Consider the following 17,488-nt stretch of genomic DNA (forward strand, 5'->3'; position numbering starts at 1 on the left):
ACATCATGCACTGGGAACAAGTTTTTAATCCCTCCAGACCTCTTACCTCCACAAGCCGCGAGGACGTGCGCAGCCAGTTTCAGCGCGATTTCGACCGCCTGATCTTTTCCGGCCCTTTCCGCAGGCTTCAGAACAAAACGCAGGTTTTTCCGCTTCCGGGCAGCGTGTTTGTGCACAACCGCCTCACGCACAGTCTCGAAGTGGCTTCGGTCGGACGCTCCATCGGTCATCAGGCAGCACAACTCATCCTTGCCTCGGATGCCACAGCTCCAAAAGTGCTGGCTGAAGCAGGAGCCGTGGTAGCAGCAGCCTGCCTGGCACACGACATGGGCAATCCGCCTTTCGGTCATTCGGGTGAAGAAGCCATCAGCAGCTTTTTTGCCGGCGGTGACGGAAAAATATTCAAAAACATGGTGGACGAATGGGAATGGAACGACCTGCAGGCATTCGAAGGCAATGCCAACGCCCTGCGCTTGCTCACACATCGCTTCGCCGGTAGGCGCGAAGGTGGATTCAACCTCACTTTTGCCACACTGGGCGCATTGGTCAAATACCCCTGGCCATCCACCCTCAGGCCCGGAAAAGCCAAATATGGTTTCTTCAAAACCGAAGCCAAAACCTGGAGCCGCATCGCTACAGAGACCGGTCTTCCGCAGCATGAACCAGATCAAAACAAGTATGCCCGTCATCCGCTGGTTTACCTGGTTGAGGCTGCCGACGACATCAGCTATCTCATTATGGATGTGGAAGATGCACATAAGCTGCGAATCCTGGAAACCGAACAGACCGAACAGCTGCTGCGGGCATTTCTGCACCCTGAACTCGACCAACATGCCCTGGCCTACCTCGACCGCACCTACACCGAAGTTACCGATACCAACGAACGCATTGCTTTCCTCAGGGCAACGGTGATCAACACCCTGGTGCAACGTGCTGCGGGCATATTTGCTGCACATGCCGGACAATTGCTGCAAGGCGACCCCATGCCACCTCTGGTCAACATGCTCGACAGCCACTATACCCAGGCATTCGATACCTGCCGGAAACTCTCGGTCGAGAAAATTTACCGGCACCCAAGCGTTGTAAAAATTGAGCTCACCGGCTTCAACGTGCTTGGCACCTTGCTTGGCGAATTTTCCCATGCCATACTGAATCCGAAAAGTGCCTACAATAAAAAGCTTCTCAGCCTCATACCCGCACAGTTCCAGACCGATGAAGGAAGCACTTACCACCAGCTGCGGGCTATCATCGACTTCCTGTCGGGCATGACCGATCTGTATGCCATGCAGCTCTACCGCGACCTGAAAGGCATCAGCAGTTTCGACAGCTAATCATTTCGGATGGTAAGCTACAGGTAATTGCCCGATTTTTTTACTTGCAACCTTAAACCCCTGCTTTTGAATAAACTAAGTGTTCACAAAACATAACACATTGACTTCCAACACATCTATCACAGGTATCATGGGCGCCATGCCAGAAGAAATAGAAGGCGCCATGCAACTCCTCGAATCTCACGAAGTGGTTAGTTTAGGTGGCAGACGCTATCATCTTGGAACGATTCACGGCCAGAAAGTTGTGTTGGTTTTCTCCCGATGGGGAAAGGTTGCTGCAGCAAGCACAGCGGCAGCACTGATCCTGAAATTCGGCATCAGCGAATTGATTTTTACCGGTGTGGCCGGCGCATTGAATCCTGCACTCAGGATTGGGGACGTGGTCATCGGAAGGCGCCTTTACCAGCACGACCTCGACGCCCGGCCATTGATCCTCCGCTTCGAGATACCCCTGCTCGGACTGACGTATCTGGCCTGCCAGGAGGCACAGATCGAAAAAGCCTTAGCTGCCGCCCGCCAGGCGCTTGATCATGGGGCGCCTGCCCAAAGCGTAAATCCAAATGAAAAAATCGCCGAAGTCCCTCATCGGCCGGAAATTTACGTGGGCGACATTGCCAGCGGCGACCGTTTTATAGCCGTTAAAGCCGACAAGCTTGCGTTGGCAGAAGCCCTGCCCGGGGTGATGTGCGTCGAAATGGAAGGGGCAGCCGTTGCACAGGTTTGCCACGAATACGGCATCCCATGGCTGGTTATCCGAATGATCTCCGACACCGCCGAAGAGGGTGCACAGACTGACTTTCAATCGTTTATAAAAAACATTTCCTCCGGCTATGCAGTCGAAATTGTGCGTAATCTTTTCATGAACCGTGCCGGGCGCAATGAAAATATTTAGCTTTACCGCAAAAAAATGACTGCTGCGCTTGTATTTCAACCCGATACGGAGCTGCAGGGCTTCGAGGCTGCCACCCTCGACATGGGTCGTGATGATGAGGGACCAGTGGTGTGCACCCTGATCCGAAAACAACTGACGACGCGCCCAACCCTTGCGTTGCTGCATGTGCATGGTTTTAACGACTATTTTTTTCATGCTGAAGCCGCCAATCATTTCATTAACAACAACATAGACTACTACGGCCTGGACATGCGCAAGAGCGGCAGGTCGTGGCGAACGCACGAGAAATACAACAACCTGCGCAGCATTGAGGAGTATTTTGAAGACATTGCTGCCACCATCCGTGCTATGCGTACAATGGGTGCGGATAAGATCGTCCTCATGGGGCACTCCATGGGAGGACTTGTGAGTGCATGTTATTGTGCCTCAGCCTCGGGTGAAGCGCTGCCGGAAGCGCTCTTCCTGAACAGCCCGTTTCTGGAACAAAACAAAGATGTGGTGACACGTAAGGTGCTCATACCTCTGGTTTCTGCCATAGGCAAAAAACATCCCAAACTGCTTGTACCTGGCGGTTTTTCAAGGTTCTATGGCCCAAGCCTGCATCGCTCGGCACGGGGCGAGTGGGAGTATAATCTGAAGTTCAAACCGCATCGGTCGGAGATGGTGAATGCCGGCTGGGTGCGTGCCATTTACCTTGCCCAGCAACAAATTAAAAAAGGTATAGACGTTCCGGTGCCGATTTTGGTCATGTTCCCCGAAAAAAGCGTCAGAAGCCTGTGGTGGAAAGAAGCGTTCCATTATGCCGATGCTGTAGTTAATGTGGCTCATATCAGAACATTACACCCGAAAATCCGGTCGAAGAACAAAACCGTCAGCATAGTGGCCAACGCAAAACATGACCTGTTGCTTTCGGTGCCGGAAGTGAGGCAAAAGGTTTATAAGGAAGTGGTTGAACGGATAAAAAGCATCTTGTTATGATTTACTCACCAAAAACTCGCGCTGTGTTAATGAGGTCAATTTTAATATTGTTTGCCGTTTTGTGGTTCGCCTCCATGTCGGAAGCAGCTGGAAGACGTTTTCAGCATAGTCACAAGCCATTAAAAATCAAAACAATTAAAGACCCCGTATCGCGTAAACACCAGCCACTCCCAAAAAATTACGTGCTAAAGCCGGTAAAGAGGGAAATTCTTGGCCAGAAATATTCCAGATAAAAAAAGCCCGCTGCTTCCGGCGGGCTTCTTTGTCATTGATTATCAGGCTTCTTCCATGAAAGGATACCTGTAATCTGTGGGCGGATTGAAGTTTTCTTTTATTGTTCTGGGTGAAACCCAGCGAAGCAGATTGAGGTACGACCCTGATTTGTCGTTGGTTCCGGAGGCTCTGGCGCCACCAAACGGCTGTTGCCCGACCACAGCACCGGTAGGTTTGTCGTTGATGTAATAATTGCCGGCGGCGTTGGTGAGTGCAACATTGGCTTCCTCAATGGCATAGCGGTCGCGGGCAAAAACTGCGCCGGTCAGGGCGTAGTTGGAAGTGCGATCGACGAGTTCGAGGGTCTCGGTCCACTTGTCGGATTCATATACATAGACCGTGAGCACCGGCCCGAAGAGCTCCTCCCGCATCGTGACATACATCGGGTCGTCCACCTTCAGCACGGTTGGCTGAATAAAATAGCCTTGGGACTTATCGCAGTTTCCACCGAAAACGATTTCAACCCCCTTGTCGTTCCGGGCTTGTTCAATATAGCCTGAAAGCTTGTCGAACGAGGCCTCGTCAATCACTGCCCCCATGAAGTTGGTAAAGTCTTCCACCGGACCCACCTTGATGGTTTGCAGGTCCTCGATGAGCAGTTTTTTTACCTCAGGCCACAGATTATCAGGAATATAGGCCCTCGAAGCTGCCGAGCATTTCTGTCCCTGATATTCAAAAGCACCCCTGACCAGTGCGGTAGTCAGGGCTTTGGGGTCGGCACTTCGATGCGCCAGCACAAAGTCTTTGCCTCCGGTTTCGCCTACAATCTTTGGATAGGTATTATGGATGGCCACATGCTCGCCAATCGCCTTCCATATTTTTTTGAACACCTCAGTCGAACCAGTGAAATGAATTCCGACAAAATCAGGATGTTGCGAAAGTATTTTTCCTGCAACCGGTCCGGGGACAAATATCAGGTTGATCACACCTGCAGGTAAACCTGCTTCTTCAAAAATTTCCATGATGACCCGCGCGGAGTAAATCTGGGCATTGGATGGCTTCCACACCACCACATTACCCATGAGGGCGGGCGCAGAGGGCAGGTTGGCGGCAATGGCAGTAAAGTTGAATGGGGTGAGTGCGTAAATAAAACCTTCCATGGGCCTGTATTCCATGCGGTTCCAGGTACCGGGGGACGAAAGCGGCTGTTCGTTGTAGATCTGTGCCATGTAGTGCACATTGAAACGCAGGAAATCGGCAAACTCACATGCGCTGTCAATTTCGGCCTGATGGACGGTTTTCGATTGTCCGAGCATGGTGGCCGCATTGATCTTTGCGCGATACGGACCCGATACCAGATCGGCAGCTTTGAGGAAGATGGCAGCCCTGTCCTGCCACTCGAGCGCCTGCCACTGCTTGCGCGCAGCCAATGCAGCTTCAATGGCCATATGCACATGCTCGGCATTACCCTGATGAAAATATCCGAGCGTATGTTTGATGTCGTGCGGAGGCGCAATGCGCACCCTGTCGCCAGTGGTGACGCGCTTTCCACCAATAACCATCGGAATATCAATTACCTCGCTTCGCATGGCCGCGAGCATGGCTTTAATCTCCCTGCGCTCGGGCGTACCGGGAGCATAGGTCTTCACCGGCTCGTTGTAGGGCACGGGAACTTTGTAAAAACCACTATACATAAAGGGATTTGTTGATTTGATGCACAAAGATAGGCATTCGGCCTTCATCCCCATATTTAGTCATAAATACAAAATCACCTGCACCAGCTCACTTCTCCAGCTGTCTTTGGTAAATACCCAAAACACACCAGCTTTCGGCAATTACGGCATAAACGCCTCTATTCCAGGGTAATAAAACTTTTCACGTGAAGTAATTTCATCGAACAAATGGTAGGTGACCTCGGCTGTGGTGCACAAAGTAGCATGCTTGTCGATAATATTGGCCCGTACAGTAACTCTATTTTCTTCCCTGTTTTCAATCCAGGCCTCAAGCCGAAGCGGACCATTTTGCAGGAGCACCGGCCGGATATATTTGACTTTCAGATCGGTGGTTACGCCGGCTGATTTGCAGATCACCTGTACCACCCATCCCGCAATTTCGTCGGCCAGGGTGGCTTGTATCCCGCCATGAATCACCTGGTAAAATCCCTGAAAATCAGGACCTGGCATCCATTCCGAGACGATTTTATCTCCGTCCAGGAAAAACTCCATCCGCAGCCCGAAGGGATGCCTCGGGTCGCATGCAAAACACCTGTATTCGCTATACCGTGTATAAGGGTTGTTTAGTTTAATCATATCACGCTGACATTCAATATTTTACTTTTATTCAGGAAGCAACTCCTCTTTGCGTAGGCTTCCGTCGGAATTCCATTCCACCCATCTACCGGTTTTACGGCCATTGACGTATTCGCCCGCGATGCGTGGATTCCCGTTGTCATAATATTCCCTATGCAGGCCATGCAGAAGGTTGTTGGCAAAATTGCTTTCACTTTTCAGCTGTCCGTTGGGGTACCACGTGCGCTGCACGCCATGAAACCGGTCTCCGGCGTATGTATATTCAGCAATCGGATTGCCTTTTTCATCCATCCAGAAGGTAGTGCCTTGGCGGAGGTTATTGCTGTAATGCGCCTTTTCGCGGATGGCGCCGTTGTCGTAATAGCTTATCTTCCAGCCCTCAAGTATGCCGTTGGCAAAATTTTCCTCACCCGTTATCCGGCCTCCTGCCCGGAAATAAAGCCACTTTCCATGCTTTTCTCCCTTCAGGTAGAAACCTTGCGAAACCAGGTATCCGTATCGATCGAGCACAATGGTCGGGCCATCGGCCAAACCGTTCACATAGTGCCGCCATTCCGCCACCTGGCCATTGGCATGGTAAGCAATCCAGTTGCCCACAGGTTTACCTTCGGACAACTTCCCGAAAAACATCCTGCCGTCCATCAATAGGCTGTCGCCTCCGGAATTGCCATAAACCGGCACAGTTGCAAGGAGAGCAAACAACAAGCCTAAGAACAAAAAGGATTTACCGTTGGAAAAGTGCATTTTGGGAATTTTTTCCAAAATTAACCAAGTCTGCAGCAACAAGCCGGAATAGTAAAAAAGAAAAAGAGCCGGACAGTGGCGCGGCTCTTCTCTTCACTAACCAAAACTCAATTAACCAATATGAGATTCCCCTATTACAATACAAGTATTGTGCCAAAGCCAATAAAAGCCTGGAATACAAATTAAAAGAAAGGTTAATCTTTTCTATTTTACAGGATTTCAGCTATTTACAGACCCATAGAGGTCGAAATAGTCTGCCTTGTCGATTTTCACCTCATAAAAGTTGCCCACCTGAAGTTTGTGGTCGTGTACGGGAATGAGCACCTCGTTGTCCACTTCCGGAGAGTCGAACTCGGTACGGCCCACATAATGTCCGCTTTCGATGCGATCGATGAGCACTTTGAGGTTTTTGCCGATAAGCCGGCTGTTGTGCTCGAGCGAGATTTCCTGCTGCAGCTCCATCAGTTGATTCACGCGTTCCTGCTTCACTTCTTCCGGCACATTGTCCTCGAGCTGGTGGGCACGTGTACCCTCCTCGTGGCTGTAGGCAAATACGCCCAGTCGCTCGAACCGCTGATTTTCAACAAACTGATAAAGTTCCTGAAATTCTTCTTCGGTCTCTCCGGGATAGCCGGCAATCAAGGTAGTGCGGAAAGCCAGGCCGGGAACTTTTTCACGAATACTTTCGATGAGCCTGAGCGTCTGGGCCTTGGTCACAAAACGCCGCATCGATCGCAGCACGCGGTCGCTGATGTGTTGCAGGGGCATGTCGAGATAGCGGCAAACCTTGGGGTGCTGGTCGATGAGCTGGAGCAAATCCATCGGAAACTGGTAGGGATAGGCGTATTGAAGCCTGATCCATTCAATTCCGGGAATCTCGCCAAGTTTATCGATCAGCTGGGCGATCTGTCGTTTGCCGTTGCGGTCGATGCCGTAGTAGGTCAGGTCCTGAGCAATAAGGACAAGTTCTTTGACCCCGTTTTGGGCCAGATTTTCGGCTTCGGCCACCAATTGCTCCATAGGCACCGAAACATGCTTGCCCCGCATGAGCGGAATGGCGCAGAAGCTGCAGGTGCGGTCGCAACCTTCTGATATCTTGAGATATGCGTAATGCTTTGGTGTGGAGAGGCTACGCTTGTACTGGTAGATCGTGTTCACCAGCGACGGATCGCTTCCCAGGTGCAAAGCCACAGATTGCATATCGTTGGCCCCGAAAAATGCATCCACCTCGTGGATTTCGCGCTTAAGTTCCGCACCGTAACGTTCCGAAAGGCAGCCCATCACAATGAGCCGATCAATTTTTTTGCGCTTGCGAAGGTCGGCATACTGCAGGATGGTGTCCACCGACTGTTCTTTGGCATCACCAATAAAGCCACAGGTGTTGATGATAACCACATCGGCGGGCTTGCCGGTGTCGAAACTCACCTGATATTGTTCGGGATTGATGAGTGCGGCAAGGTGTTCAGAGTCAACGGTATTTTTTGAACAACCGAGGGTTACGATGTCAATCCGCTTCTTGTTCATACAGTAGATTAGTAACTATGAGTGCTTTCAGGAGTTTTTGAAAAGGCTTTCCACAAAGGCTTTGCGGTTGAAGACCTGGAGGTCGCTGATTTTTTCGCCTATGCCGATGTATTTCACCGGTATCTTGAACTGATCAGAAATGCCGATGACCACGCCGCCTTTGGCTGTTCCATCGAGTTTGGTCAGGGCAAGGGCATTGACCTCGGTGGCAGCGGTAAACTGTGTGGCCTGCTCGAAGGCATTCTGTCCGGTGCTGCCGTCGAGCACCAGGAGCACCTCGTGCGGAGCATCGGGAATCAGTTTTTGCATCACAGTGCGGATTTTGCTCAGCTCGCGCATGAGGTTCACCTTGTTGTGAAGGCGACCTGCAGTGTCGATGATGGCCACATCAGCCCCCATTTGCATGGCATGTTTAACGGTTTCGTAGGCCACGGAAGCCGGGTCGGCTCCCATTCCCTGGCTCACAACCTGCACTCCGGCACGCTCGCCCCAGATTTTGATCTGATCCACCGCAGCAGCACGAAAAGTATCAGCTGCACCGAGCACAACCTGTTTTCCGGCCAGCTTGAAATTATAAGCCAGCTTACCGATGGTGGTTGTTTTACCCACCCCATTCACACCCACGACCATGATCACATAGGGCTTGATGCCTGCCGGCAGTTCGAAATCGTCTCCGTCGCCCGAATTGTTTTCCATAAGCAAGGCAGCAATCTCCTGTTTGAGAATACCATTCAACTCGCTGGCGTTGAGGTATTTGTCGCGCGAAACACGTTTCTCGATGCGCTCGATGATTTTCAGGGTAGTCTGCACGCCCACATCAGAGGTGATGAGGATTTCCTCCAGCTCGTCGAGCACCTCATCGTCCACTTTCGATTTGCCCACCAGGGCTTTGGAGATTTTGGAAAAAACACTTTCGCGGGTCTTTTCCAAACCTTTTTCGAGGTCTTCTTTCTTGTCGCGGCTAAAAAACGAAAACAAACCCATAGGCAGGTAATGAAATAGAAATGAGCTTTCCCAAAAGTACTTGGAAAAGCTCACTCCAGTCGGACATTGATTTAATTATCTTTTGCTCAGGAACTCCTGAACTTTGTCGTTGGGAACGATGGTTTCGACAAAGGTGTAGGCGCCGGTTTTCTCCGAACGTTTCATCTGAATCACCTTTGCAAATTGTTTTCCCTGGGTCTGCAGGGTTGCAACTACTTTCTTTGCCATTGGTCAACTTATTTAATTTCTTTGTGAACGGTAACCTTTTTGAGGATTGGGTTGTATTTGCGCAACTCCAGACGCTCAGGCGTATTCTTTTTGTTTTTGGTAGTTATGTAGCGCGAAGTGCCCGGCATACCACTGTTTTTGTGCTCGGTGCATTCGAGAATCACCTGAATCCGTGCTTCTTTCTGTTTCTTGGCCATGCTTATGCTCCTTTCAAAAATTCGGACTGCAAAGGTACATCAAAATGCAATATGCACAAAACCATTTTCATATTTTTTCATATGAATTTCAACAGGTTCTCCCGCAATCCTGTTAATAAATCCGGCAGGTTACCAAAACTGTAAAAAAAGAACTCAGTTGATCACTGCCCGGTTTATCCTCACAGGGATATTTGCTATTGACCTGCAATCACCTGATTTACAACAGCAAGAATTTCGGCTTCCTTTTTATCTGCTTCGGCTGCCAGAGCTTCGGCCTCGGCCAGCTTTTCCTGAGCGAAGTCCCTGTTTTTCAGTCCTGCTGCATTGATCTTCACATTGAGCAGGGCGCCCTGCACGGCTGTGCGGATGCACAAGGCACCCACACCAGCATCGCTCACCGAATTGGGATTTCCCTCGCGGGCCATGGCCTCAATCAGCGGAAAAGCCTCCATGGCTGTTTGTATCACCTTAAGCGGAACAAGGGTGGCATATTCCGAAGCTGCCTGAATGGCCTGCTGCCTTTGCTGCTTTTCTGCTTCCGTCTTGTTCGGCAAACCAAAGGCATCCATCACCTTGTTGAAGGCGCGGGTGTCTTCATCCACCAGAAAAAGCAGTTGCTTTTTGATCTGCTGTCCTTTTTCGGCCCATTGCGAGAAATATTCCCAGCGCGCGTCCCATCCTCTTTTGTGGCTGGAAAGGTTAGCCACCATGGTTCCCAGGGCAGCGCCCAGGGCACCTGCATAAGCCGCCACGCTTCCGCCGCCCGGTGCCGGGGATTCGGATGCGGTGAGGTTGACAAATCCTTTGGCGCTGAGGTCAATGAGCAGTTTTTCTTTTTGTTTGGCGGCCAACACATATTCGATAATCTTCTCTTCGGGACGAAAAGGTTTGAGTTCGTCGAGACCCATCGTCCTGATGGCAATCCTGATGAGTTCGTCATCGTCCACGCCAAGCGAGCGCTGCTGTTTGGCCAGAAAATACCTGCCGGCATCGAGCATGGCTTTGAGCGGAATCAAGCCAACGAGTTCTGACCCGGTCACTCTTACACCTCTGGCTTCTGCTTTGCGGCACACTTCGTCGAAGGCCACATGCACGGGTGTGATGCTGATGTTGGTGAGGTTCATCGAAATCTGGGCAATGCCGTATTCTTCGATATACCAGCCAATAGCTTTGACTGCCTTCAGGGTGCCGGGGATATAAACCGGATTGCCCTGCTCGTCTTTCACGATTTTGCCGGTAATGGGATCGCCCTCGCGCATCGGACGGCCTTTTTCGCGCACATCATAGGCAATGGCATTGGCCCTGCGGGTGCTGGTGGTATTGAGGTTGACATTGAAGGCCACCAGAAAATCGCGCGCACCCACCGCGGTGGCTCCGGCTTTCTCGTTGAATTCGGCCGGACCAAAATCGGGTTTCCATTCCGGATTTTGCAATTTGGCCGGCAGCCCTTCGTACTCCCCTGCCCTGCAGTTGGCCAGGTTGCGACGCTCGGGTTTGAAGGCAGCGTTCTCGTAGCAATAAACGGGTATGCCAAGCTCGTTGCCGATGCGTTCGGCCAGTTTACGGGCCAGTGCGGCCACTTCTTCCATGCTGATGTTGGCCACAGGGATAAAAGGACACACATCTGTGGCGCCCATGCGGGGATGCTCGCCCTTGTGCCTGCGCATATCGATGAGCTCCGCAGCTTTTTTAACAGCCCGGAAGGCCGCTTCGAGCACTTCGTCGGGTGTGCCCACAAAAGTTACCACCGTGCGGTTGGTGGCTGCCCCCGGATCGACATCAAGCAGGCTAACCCCTTCAACAGATTCAATCTGAGCGGTAATCTGGCGGATAATGCCCATGTCGCGCCCCTCGCTGAAATTGGGAACGCATTCGATAAGTTGTTGCATCATATGATTTATGATATTGATTGTCAGATAATTTGCTTTCCGTTCAGGAATGCCATCTCCACTTTGTTCGTACCATAATAATAAGGAAGGAATTCCAGGCTGGGCATCTGGCGGGTTATGAAAAAGTTGGCCAGTTTGCCGCGGGTGATGCTACCGGTGATATGGCTGAGGTCCATGGCCGCCGCACCGTTGATGGTGGTGGCATTGATGGCTTCGGCCGGCAGCAGGCGGTACTGAATGCAGGCCATGCTCAAAATGAGCTGCATATTGCCCGATGGCGAGCTTCCCGGATTGAAATCGCTTGCAAAAGCCACCGGAAGGCCGGCGTCAATCATCCGACGTGCCGGCGCAAGCGGCATATTCAGAAAGAAAGCAGCACCGGGCAAAATGGTCGGGATGGTTTCCGAGTTGCGCAGCACCTCTATCTCCTCATCGAAAGTGTACTCCAGATGGTCCACCGAAAGGGCGTTGTATTTTACCCCCACCTGAATGCCGCCCGATCGTGCCAGCTCGTTGGCGTGAATCTTTGGCCGCAGGCCATACTTCATGCCTGCATTCAGGATGCGATCGGTGTCCTCTTCGGTAAAAAAGCCCTGATCGCAAAACACATCGATAAACTCTGCCAGGTCTTCCGAAGCCACAAGAGGTATCATCTCGTTGATGATCAGATCCACATACTCCTGCTGCCGGCCTTTATACTCCAGCGGAACGGCATGCGCTCCGAGAAAAGTGGCAACGATCTGCAGAGGTGAAGCCTCCCTGAGCCTGCGGATCACCCTAAGCATCTTCAGCTCGTTTTCAGTATTCAGACCGTAGCCGCTCTTGATCTCGACGGCACCGGTGCCGTAAGCGGCAATCTCGCCAAGCCGTTGCATGGCTTCTTCAAACAACTGATCTTCTGACACTTCCGACATCTTACGCGCCGAATTCAGAATGCCGCCTCCTCTTTTTGCAATCTCCTCATAGCTGAGGCCGCGTATTTTGTCCACATATTCGAGTTCACGCGAGGCAGGATAAACAAGATGTGTGTGTGCGTCGCAAAACGAAGGCAGCAGCCAGCCCTGCCGGGCATCCACAACCTCTGCAGCCTGTTGCAGATATTGCCTGTAAGCCGGCGCATCCATGGGTCCAAAATCGGCTATCTTGACTCCTTCGACCCACAGAAATGCCTGGTCAATGGTTTGAACATCCTGCATTTCAGCGCCTTTGAGCAAGGCCACATCCTGCCCGAGCACACCGGCTATCTGGCGAATATTGTGTATGAGTAACGACATAGATGGTTTTGGTTCAGGTAATCACGCTGCGCAAAGGTAGGAAAAAGGGTTGAGCGTGCCGGAAACGTTTGCACCATGCGCCGGCTAAAATCCCCGCTCTTTGTATTCCTCTTTCGAAATGAGGTTGCCTTCTTCGTCGAAGGTTTCCCAAAGCCCTGATTTCAGCCCCTTTTTGTATGCTCCCCGGATCTGCACCTTGCCATTGGGGTGATAAAATATTACCGGTCCCTCGGGTTCATCCTCTTCATAATAGCCCTCGGCCATGAGGGTGCCATCGGGAAAAAACTTCTTCCACGGCCCGTGTTTCCTGCCATTTTCATAATGCGTCAGCTCTGCAATCTGCTGTTTACCAGGGATGTACATTTTACTTACCCCATGCAGTTGGTTGTCGAGGTAGTCCTCTTCGGCAAGCAGGCTACCGTCGAGGTCGCTGTAGAAGCGCCAGGTGCTGTCCTTTTGCTGATCGAAATAAACACCTTCGGCCACCAGGCGGCCGTTTTCGGAATATGCCCTGTGGTAGGCCCGCAGGCCATCCGTTTCGAAGGTATTGGTAGCCCTGAGTTTTCCGGATTCGTAAAAATATTTGAACTCTCCGGTGGGTTTGTCGTTCCGGAATTGTCCGGTATATCGCAATTGCCCGTTGGGATAGTATGCCTGCCAGGGTCCGGTTTTCCGACCAAGGGCATCGGTTTGGTTTGTCAGTGCTTTGTTTTGTGCACTCAGCAATTGCGGCATTCCGCCGACAAGGATTATAAGCAGGGTTATCAGGGTTCGGGTCATTTTTGTATGCAATGTGGGTTAAAGATACAGAGAAAGGGCTATTCGCTAACTTTGCAAAAAAACGATCAGCGTGGCTGAATATTCTTCAATACTGCTCGAAAATGCCGTCAATGAGCTTTCGCGTTTGCCTGGCATAGGGCGCAAAACGGCCCTCAGGCTGGCTTTGCACTTGCTCAGGGAGGCCCCATCGCGCAGCGAACTGCTGGCCAGATCGATTGTGGACATGCGCATGCAGATAAAATACTGTGCACGATGCAACAACATCAGCGACAGTGATTTGTGCAGCATCTGCATCAACCACAAACGCGACGAAAACGTGCTTTGTGTGGTGGAAGACGTGCGCGATGTGATGGCTATCGAGCGCACGGCCAGCTACAACGGTCTGTATCATGTGCTTGGGGGTGTGATCAATCCCGTTGAGGGCATCGGGCCGGCCGACCTGAGCATTGGGTTGTTGTTGCAACGTCTGGGTAGCGAGCCGGTTCATGAAGTCATTCTGGCCTTACCCTCTACCATCGAGGGCGATACCACCGCTTTTTACCTTTACCGGCAGATGCAGGAATACCAACTGCGCATCACCACCATTGCCCGTGGGATAAGCGTGGGCGATGCCCTTGAGTTTGCCGACGAAATCACCCTCGGCAGATCGATCGTCAACAGGGTGCCCTACCAGAAAAGCCAGAGCTGAGCACCTTACAGAACCAAATTTATTCCTGTTTTGCGCTCGTGCCTTACGCACTGCCAGCTTCCGCCTGATTGTCGATGAGGTGAAATATTGTCATCTGATTTTCAGGAACTTTCTCCACCACAGGCTTTTGCTTCTCGTAACCCGACAGGTAAGGTGCAATCTTACCCCTGATAAATTTATTCAGGCTTTTGTTGCGGCTTTTGGCATAATTTGAAATTGACTCATACTGCCGGGCTGTGAGTTTGAGCTTTACCTCCCTGAATTTGCGCTTTTTGGTTTTTCGTTTTTTGGGCATTGGGCGCGTATTTATTTAGTAAAGGAGTTATCCTATAATTTCTTTTACCTGCCTGGCGAGGGCCTCAGCGTTTTCGGGAGTGTTGGCTTCGGAGTAAATCCGGATGATGGGTTCGGTATTCGATTTGCGAAGGTGAACCCAACCCTGATCGAAATCAATCTTCACGCCGTCGATGGTGTTGATCCGCTCGCCGGCGAAGGCTTCTTCCACTTTGCGAAGCACCGCATCCACATCGGTTCCGGGGGTGAGCTCCACCTTGTTTTTGCTCATGTGGTAATCAGGGTATGTTTTCCGGAGTGCTGAACAGCTAAGCCTCGATTTGGCGAGGTGCGACAAAAACAAGGCAATCCCGGCCAGGGCGTCGCGCCCGTAATGCAATGCAGGCCAGATCACTCCGCCATTGCCCTCGCCTCCGATAACGGCATCGGTGGCCTTCATCATCTCCACCACATTGACCTCGCCCACAGCCGAAGCGGAATATCTGCCCCCATGTTTTGCAGTTACGTCGGCAAGGGCACGCGTGGACGAGAGGTTCGAAACCGTGTTGCCGGGCGTATGCTGCAGGATGTAGTCGGCCACAGCCACAAGGGTATATTCCTCACCAAACATCCGTCCATGCTCGTCAACCAACGCCAGGCGGTCCACGTCGGGATCGACACTGATGCCGAGGTGTGCATGCTTTTCGACCACCATGGCCGCCAAATCGGTCAGGTGCTCTGGCAATGGTTCAGGATTATGTGGGAAACGACCATCAGGGGTGCAGTACAACTCGTGCACTTCGCTGACCCCCAGGGCGCGGAGCAGACGGGGCACAGCCAGACCACCGGTCGAATTTACAGCATCCACAACCACCACAAAACCAGCCTTTCGGATGGCATCCACATCCACCAGAGGTTGACGGAGAATCATTTCGATATGGCGGTCAATCCAGGTATCGTCGGAGGTATAGCTGCCAAGTTGATCCACCTGTGCAAACACAAGCGGCTCATGCTCAGCAATATGCAATAGCTTTTGACCCTGGGCAGCCGAAATAAACTCCCCTTTCGCATTCAGCAATTTAAGCGCATTCCACTGTGCAGGATTGTGGCTGGCCGTGAGGATGATGCCCCCATCGGCGCCCAGCGCTGGCACAGCCACTTCCACGGTTGGCGTGGTCGAGAGTCCCAGGTCGATGACATTGGCCCCAATGGCCTGCAATGTGCCGCAAACGAGCTTATTGACCATGTCGCCCGAGAGACGCGCATCCCGTCCTACGACCACCAGTGGTTTACCACTGTCCGAAATCAATTTGCAAAATGCAGCCGTAAAACGAACAATATCAATCGGGGTGAGGTTGTCACCGGGTTCGCCCCCAATGGTACCTCTGAAACCGGAAATAGATTTGATAAGTGTCATAGCCTGTATAATTCTGCGTAAAAATAAAAGATAATTGCAAGTTAAGGAGCGCATGGCAACACACATAATAATATGATATAACAGCGCTAAAGTTTCTGTCCACACATCCGACTTGTGAGCAATACAGGAAAGAAATTTCTCCACATCGTAAGAAATTGTGCCACAGCACCAAAAGTGTTATCAACATGCCAGACGTTAATAAAAAAAGCGATAAAGGCTTTTGAATCGTTCAATGGCTGGATAACTTTATCCCGTGCAACAAGCTTGCTTGGGCATTTATGTTATTTTTGCAACCGATATGTTAGTTTGGGAAGCATGAACGAAGAATTCAACTGGGAAGACGATCTGAAGCCTGAAGAGCTTGCCGAACGTTTCGACCGCATGATAGAAAGCGGGCAGGAAGAATATTTCGACACAGATGAGTTCGAGCTGCTGATCGATCATTACCTGAACGAATACAACAACGAAAAAGCCGGAATGGTGATCGAACAAGCCATCCGCATGCATCCCGGAAGCAACAGCCTGAAAATCAGATACGCAAGGCAGCTTGCCACCACTGGAAACTATCTGAAAGCCCTCAAAACCCTCGAGGAAGTGGAATTGTCGGAGCCCCGGAATCCGGACATGCTGATGACAAAAGCCTCGGTGTACAGCATGATGATGGATTTCAAAAAGGCCGTCAAAGAATACAAAAAGGCACTGGTGGTGGTTGATCAGGATGAGGTAGAGGAAGTCTATACCTCAATCGCATTTGAATACGAAAACATGGGCGCATACGACCTTGCGCTGGAATACCTTCGCAAGGCCCTTGAAGTTTCGGCCTTTCCGGAGCAGATACTTTACGAAATCGGGATGTGCTACGAAATGGCAGGCCGCATGGAGGATGCCGTAGCATTTTTCAATCAGTACATTGACGAGCACCCTTCGAGCGTTTCTGCATGGTTCAACCTTGGTATGGCCTTTCATCAGCTGGAACTTTACGAAAAAGCCATCGATGCTTTTGAATATGCCATTGCCATCGATCCCACCTACATCTCAGCCTACCACAGCATGGGACAAAGCTATATGGCGCTGGGCATGTACGCCAAGGCACTGGAGGCATTCGAGGAGAGCGCCACGCTCGATGAGCCCGATGCAGCACTCACTTATTATATAGGTGAATGTTACGAAAAGCTCGGTGAGTTCGACCTTGCCGAAGCCAATTACCTGAAAGCCATTCAGCTCGACCAAACCTTATCCGAGGCCTGGGCAGGTATGTCGGTGGTGGCCGAAGAAAAGGGCGATTTGAAAAAAGCGCTGAAGTATATAGAGCAAGCTGTAAATTACGATAGCTACAACACTGATTTTCTGCTCATTCAGGCTGAATTATATACCCGCAGCGGCTTGTTCGAGAAAGCAAAAGCCACCTATCAGCGCATCGAAAGCATTGATCCTCAGGACCCTGACCTTTGGCTTGATTTCGCGGTATTTTACCTGAAGACCGGAGAAATCGTCAATGCGGTTCAGGTGCTTAAAACCGGACTTATACACCAACCACAAAACCCTGCAATCATCTACAGGCTTGTAGCCATGTTGCTCCTAAACAACAGCGTCAACCAGGCCTTGTTTTACCTTGAAAGGGCCTTGACGCTCGACCCACGGGGTGTAAATGAATTCCTTCATTTCTTCCCCACGGCGCTCGACTTTCCGGCAATAGCCGAACTGATTGAGAGTTACCAGCAAAAGGCACATGACCGTTCGGGTGATTTGAGCAGCAGGAACTGATCA

At 51.2% G+C, this 17,488-nt stretch carries 17 protein-coding genes; 5 read left to right on the forward strand and 12 right to left on the reverse strand.

Translation table 11 applies throughout. The annotated features are described in order from the left end of the window. The first annotated feature begins 5 nt into the window (after positions 1-5). The 3 genes from dgt to IPM52_04205 all read left to right on the forward strand — a co-directional run bounded on the left by dgt (position 6) and on the right by IPM52_04205 (position 3,201). Complete coding sequence (dgt, locus tag IPM52_04195) at positions 6-1,331, forward strand: dNTP triphosphohydrolase (GenBank protein MBK9290811.1); 1,326 nt, start codon at positions 6-8, stop codon at positions 1,329-1,331. A gap of 100 nt (positions 1,332-1,431) precedes the next feature. After that, positions 1,432-2,223: a 5'-methylthioadenosine/adenosylhomocysteine nucleosidase gene (locus tag IPM52_04200; GenBank protein ID MBK9290812.1), complete on the forward strand. Its 792-nt coding sequence runs from the start codon at positions 1,432-1,434 to the stop codon at positions 2,221-2,223. A gap of 15 nt (positions 2,224-2,238) precedes the next feature. After that, positions 2,239-3,201, forward strand: coding sequence for an alpha/beta hydrolase (locus IPM52_04205; GenBank protein ID MBK9290813.1), 963 nt, complete (start codon positions 2,239-2,241; stop codon positions 3,199-3,201). Between the two features lie 275 nt (positions 3,202-3,476). Here IPM52_04205 and pruA read toward each other — a convergent pair whose 3' ends face one another. From pruA to IPM52_04255, 10 genes are all read right to left on the reverse strand, one after another. Next, positions 3,477-5,108: an L-glutamate gamma-semialdehyde dehydrogenase gene (pruA, locus tag IPM52_04210; protein ID MBK9290814.1), complete on the reverse strand. Its 1,632-nt coding sequence runs from the start codon at positions 5,106-5,108 to the stop codon at positions 3,477-3,479. Positions 5,109-5,249: 141 nt separating this feature from the next. After that, on the reverse strand, positions 5,250-5,639 hold the full coding sequence (locus IPM52_04215) for a PaaI family thioesterase (protein MBK9290815.1): 390 nt from the start codon (positions 5,637-5,639) through the stop codon (positions 5,250-5,252). Positions 5,640-5,750: 111 nt separating this feature from the next. Then, positions 5,751-6,467 (reverse strand): toxin-antitoxin system YwqK family antitoxin, encoded by a 717-nt coding sequence (locus IPM52_04220; protein ID MBK9290816.1) that lies wholly within the window; start codon positions 6,465-6,467, stop codon positions 5,751-5,753. A gap of 219 nt (positions 6,468-6,686) precedes the next feature. Continuing rightward, on the reverse strand, positions 6,687-7,991 hold the full coding sequence (gene rimO, locus IPM52_04225; GenBank protein ID MBK9290817.1) for a 30S ribosomal protein S12 methylthiotransferase RimO: 1,305 nt from the start codon (positions 7,989-7,991) through the stop codon (positions 6,687-6,689). Positions 7,992-8,018: 27 nt separating this feature from the next. Further along, positions 8,019-8,975 carry a signal recognition particle-docking protein FtsY gene (gene ftsY, locus IPM52_04230; GenBank protein ID MBK9290818.1) on the reverse strand — a complete coding sequence of 319 codons (957 nt, stop codon included), beginning with the start codon at positions 8,973-8,975 and terminating at the stop codon, positions 8,019-8,021. Between the two features lie 75 nt (positions 8,976-9,050). Continuing rightward, positions 9,051-9,203 (reverse strand): DUF4295 domain-containing protein, encoded by a 153-nt coding sequence (locus IPM52_04235; protein MBK9290819.1) that lies wholly within the window; start codon positions 9,201-9,203, stop codon positions 9,051-9,053. Positions 9,204-9,211: 8 nt separating this feature from the next. After that, on the reverse strand, positions 9,212-9,400 hold the full coding sequence (rpmG, locus tag IPM52_04240) for a 50S ribosomal protein L33 (GenBank protein ID MBK9290820.1): 189 nt from the start codon (positions 9,398-9,400) through the stop codon (positions 9,212-9,214). Positions 9,401-9,594: 194 nt separating this feature from the next. Beyond that, the gene (gene ftcD, locus IPM52_04245; GenBank protein ID MBK9290821.1) at positions 9,595-11,292 is read right to left on the reverse strand and encodes a glutamate formimidoyltransferase; all 1,698 of its coding nucleotides are present in this window, start codon (positions 11,290-11,292) and stop codon (positions 9,595-9,597) included. A gap of 20 nt (positions 11,293-11,312) precedes the next feature. Next, entirely contained in the window at positions 11,313-12,563 is a 1,251-nt protein-coding gene (locus IPM52_04250) for an imidazolonepropionase (GenBank protein MBK9290822.1), read from the reverse strand. Positions 12,564-12,647: 84 nt separating this feature from the next. Next, positions 12,648-13,343 carry a toxin-antitoxin system YwqK family antitoxin gene (locus IPM52_04255; protein ID MBK9290823.1) on the reverse strand — a complete coding sequence of 232 codons (696 nt, stop codon included), beginning with the start codon at positions 13,341-13,343 and terminating at the stop codon, positions 12,648-12,650. Between the two features lie 70 nt (positions 13,344-13,413). On the opposite strand from IPM52_04255, the gene recR reads away from it, so the two are divergent. Then, positions 13,414-14,031: a recombination protein RecR gene (recR, locus tag IPM52_04260; protein MBK9290824.1), complete on the forward strand. Its 618-nt coding sequence runs from the start codon at positions 13,414-13,416 to the stop codon at positions 14,029-14,031. A 43-nt stretch (positions 14,032-14,074) separates the two neighbouring features. On the opposite strand, the gene IPM52_04265 is transcribed toward recR, so the two are convergent. Both IPM52_04265 and glmM read right to left on the reverse strand, forming a co-directional pair. Continuing rightward, complete coding sequence (locus IPM52_04265; protein ID MBK9290825.1) at positions 14,075-14,326, reverse strand: hypothetical protein; 252 nt, start codon at positions 14,324-14,326, stop codon at positions 14,075-14,077. Between the two features lie 27 nt (positions 14,327-14,353). After that, entirely contained in the window at positions 14,354-15,721 is a 1,368-nt protein-coding gene (glmM, locus tag IPM52_04270) for a phosphoglucosamine mutase (protein ID MBK9290826.1), read from the reverse strand. Between the two features lie 315 nt (positions 15,722-16,036). Between glmM and IPM52_04275 the strand changes: the two genes are divergently transcribed. After that, positions 16,037-17,485: a tetratricopeptide repeat protein gene (locus IPM52_04275; protein MBK9290827.1), complete on the forward strand. Its 1,449-nt coding sequence runs from the start codon at positions 16,037-16,039 to the stop codon at positions 17,483-17,485. Positions 17,486-17,488: the final 3 nt, after the last annotated feature.

This window comes from Bacteroidota bacterium, from assembly GCA_016715945.1.
Taxonomy (GTDB): Bacteria; Bacteroidota; Bacteroidia; order Bacteroidales; family F082; genus JALNZU01.

Coding starts and splice junctions, on each gene's coding strand:
- pruA (MBK9290814.1), bottom strand. CDS start 5,108: ATGTATAGTGGTTTTTACAAAGTTCCCGTGCCCTACAACGAGCCGGTG.
- rpmG (MBK9290820.1), bottom strand. CDS start 9,400: ATGGCCAAGAAACAGAAAGAAGCACGGATTCAGGTGATTCTCGAATGC.
- ftsY (MBK9290818.1), bottom strand. CDS start 8,975: ATGGGTTTGTTTTCGTTTTTTAGCCGCGACAAGAAAGAAGACCTCGAA.
- IPM52_04275 (MBK9290827.1), top strand. CDS start 16,037: ATGAACGAAGAATTCAACTGGGAAGACGATCTGAAGCCTGAAGAGCTT.
- dgt (MBK9290811.1), top strand. CDS start 6: ATGCACTGGGAACAAGTTTTTAATCCCTCCAGACCTCTTACCTCCACA.
- glmM (MBK9290826.1), bottom strand. CDS start 15,721: ATGACACTTATCAAATCTATTTCCGGTTTCAGAGGTACCATTGGGGGC.
- IPM52_04265 (MBK9290825.1), bottom strand. CDS start 14,326: ATGCCCAAAAAACGAAAAACCAAAAAGCGCAAATTCAGGGAGGTAAAG.
- IPM52_04255 (MBK9290823.1), bottom strand. CDS start 13,343: ATGACCCGAACCCTGATAACCCTGCTTATAATCCTTGTCGGCGGAATG.
- ftcD (MBK9290821.1), bottom strand. CDS start 11,292: ATGATGCAACAACTTATCGAATGCGTTCCCAATTTCAGCGAGGGGCGC.
- IPM52_04220 (MBK9290816.1), bottom strand. CDS start 6,467: ATGCACTTTTCCAACGGTAAATCCTTTTTGTTCTTAGGCTTGTTGTTT.
- IPM52_04250 (MBK9290822.1), bottom strand. CDS start 12,563: ATGTCGTTACTCATACACAATATTCGCCAGATAGCCGGTGTGCTCGGG.
- rimO (MBK9290817.1), bottom strand. CDS start 7,991: ATGAACAAGAAGCGGATTGACATCGTAACCCTCGGTTGTTCAAAAAAT.
- IPM52_04235 (MBK9290819.1), bottom strand. CDS start 9,203: ATGGCAAAGAAAGTAGTTGCAACCCTGCAGACCCAGGGAAAACAATTT.
- IPM52_04205 (MBK9290813.1), top strand. CDS start 2,239: ATGACTGCTGCGCTTGTATTTCAACCCGATACGGAGCTGCAGGGCTTC.
- IPM52_04215 (MBK9290815.1), bottom strand. CDS start 5,639: ATGGAGTTTTTCCTGGACGGAGATAAAATCGTCTCGGAATGGATGCCA.